We start from the raw sequence: 2,242 nt of genomic DNA, 5'->3' as shown, positions 1-2,242 counted from the left end.
CGGCGGCCGACACGGCGGCGGTGGTCTCGCCGGTTATGCCACCGCGGATCCGGGCCAGTTCACCGACCTGGAGCACGGGGGAGTTGCCGGTGGCCGTGAGCTTGCCACGGACGATCGCGTTGTCCAGCACCGCGTTGGCGGTGTTGTCGGTGACCGTGAGGTCCTTGTCGAGGTACGTGGCACCGTCGCAGGAACCGAGCAGACCGGCGCCACCGAGCTGAAGCGCGTCGGAGTTCGCCTTGTATACGGTGTTCCCGTACACCTCGCTGGCGCACAGGACGCCGCCGAGGGAGTTGCCGGTCACGGTGAGCGTTCCGTCGACGGTGCTGTCGTAGACATCGCTGTACTGGTTGGCGTCACCGGTGAGGCTGCCGTCCACGGTGCTGCCGGAGACATACAACTCGCCCGCCTGGGCTCTGACGTTCCCGTCGAGAGTCGAGTCGACGGCGTACAGGAAGCCCTGGTTGGCGGTGATCGCGCCCTTGACGGAGCTGTTCTCCAGATGCGCGCCGAAGGCTCCCTGCGCGGTCAGGGCGCCCTTCACCGCGGTGTCGGTGAGGTCCACATAGGCGTTCGCGCCCACCGTGACACCGCCGTTGAAGGTGGCGCCGGCCGCGACGAGGTCGGCTCCGGCCTCCACCTTCACGGTGCCCTTGACCTTCGTACCGGTCAGCGTGCACGACTGCCCGGCCGGTACGACCAGGTCACCGTCGACGGTGACGGCGCCGCCGTCACCCACACAGGTCGTGTAGAGGGCCGCCTGCGCCGGGCCGGCGACCGCCACGAGGCCTCCGGAGGCCACCATCGAGGCTGTGGCGATGAACGTGCGGATCTTCATATCGCTTCCCTTCTCCTGCGGTCAGGACCGCGCGGGTCGGCGCGGTCCGATACCCCGTATGACGACGTTCGCCGGCGTATGCCGACGGGGTTCCTGCACAGTGCGCGAGCGCCTGGCCGTCGCGACGGCGGACGCGCAGCGCCTAGGGACGGGCAGCGGCCCGACCGTGGGGGGAGACGAACAAAGACAGAGGTGCTGCGCGGCGTTCGTGTGAGCGCCGGTGGTCGTGGTGCTGTTGAGCGGTGTGGGTGTTACCGCGACGAAACACTTGCCTGGTTGGGCCGAGACATTAGGGCGGCGCGTGGGGACTGTCCAGAGGTTCGGATGAAATCTCCGGAACTTTCTCATGATCCGTCAAAAGATAGGCCGGGCGGGTGAAAAGCTGGCCGGTGGCGGATGCATGGGCGGGACCGGTGGGGCTTGGGCCCACAAGTGGGTCCGGGGGCCCTGCCGTTGGGCCCGGATTCATTCCTACGCTGCCTCCCGTTCGGGGGAACGGTGACGGCGTGGGGCGAGGAGTGGATGGTGAGAGGCGCCGGAGGTCAGATTTGGCATGCCCATGGCGATAAGGCTCATGGCGACAAAGGCCAGGGCGGGGTGGAGTATGTCGCGGTGATCGGGGTGGTGGCCCTGGTCGTGGCAGCGATCGTAGGGCTGACGGTGCCCGACGACGAGGCGGTCGGACTGAAGAACGCCGTCTGCCGGATCATCCATGCGGCCGACGGCGGAGCGGAGTGCGCCTCGGGCGAGGACGGTGACGGTGGAGGTGGGGACGACGGCGGCGGAGGCGGGGGCGAGGATCCCGTCGTACCTCCCAACGATCCGTTCCAGCCCGCGAAGTGTCTGCTGGCGCAGGATCAGACCAAGGACACGGTCGTCATCCAGATCCTCTTCATCAAGATCAGCAGCTCGGAGACCGTGAAGCTCCAGCAGTGGTCCGACGGCACGGTCACCTTGGAGCGGGTCACCGAATCCGGCGCCGGAGTCACGGCGAGCATCTCCGCGGGTATCCCCGGCCTCAAGGACTGGGGCGGAAGCGCCTCACTGAGCGGCACCTATCTGGCGGGCAGCGGCAGTGGCGGCCAGTGGCTGTTCAACGGCAACAAGAGCGACAACCCACAGGCGGACCTGGAAGCCAACCTTGAGGACGCAAAACAGTTCGCCGAATACCTCAAGGCCATGGACGACTGCAACAGCCGCCCGGCGGGCCCCCGTTCCTCCGAACTCGGGATGATCTGCGGCTACCACGCCGGCAAGAAGAAGCCCGACCTCCCGCCGGAGCGGGCACCGGACGTCGACATCACCAAGACCAGCGTCGAGAAGTCGGGCGGGCTGAGTTTCGGCAAGTCGTTCAAGAAGGGCAGTGGCGAGGGCGGCAAGGACGGCGAGCCGAAGGACCTCGGC

2 protein-coding genes are annotated in these 2,242 nt (G+C 67.7%); one reads left to right on the top strand and one right to left on the bottom strand.

Going from position 1 to position 2,242, the window contains the following annotated elements; all coding sequences use genetic code 11:
* On the bottom strand, positions 1-838 hold an 838-nt coding region (locus GA0115259_RS12400), incomplete at its 3' end, for a hypothetical protein (RefSeq protein ID WP_093595168.1).
* Between the two features lie 597 nt (positions 839-1,435).
* On the opposite strand from GA0115259_RS12400, the gene GA0115259_RS40235 reads away from it, so the two are divergent.
* The coding region (locus GA0115259_RS40235) for a hypothetical protein (protein WP_370747655.1) at positions 1,436-2,242 on the top strand (807 nt) is incomplete at its 3' end.

This window comes from Streptomyces sp. MnatMP-M17 (assembly GCF_900091995.1).
In the GTDB taxonomy this organism is placed as follows: Bacteria; Actinomycetota; Actinomycetes; order Streptomycetales; family Streptomycetaceae; genus Streptomyces.
Note: the sequence above shows the minus strand (reverse complement) of the source record. Positions and strands in the feature narration are given on the sequence as shown.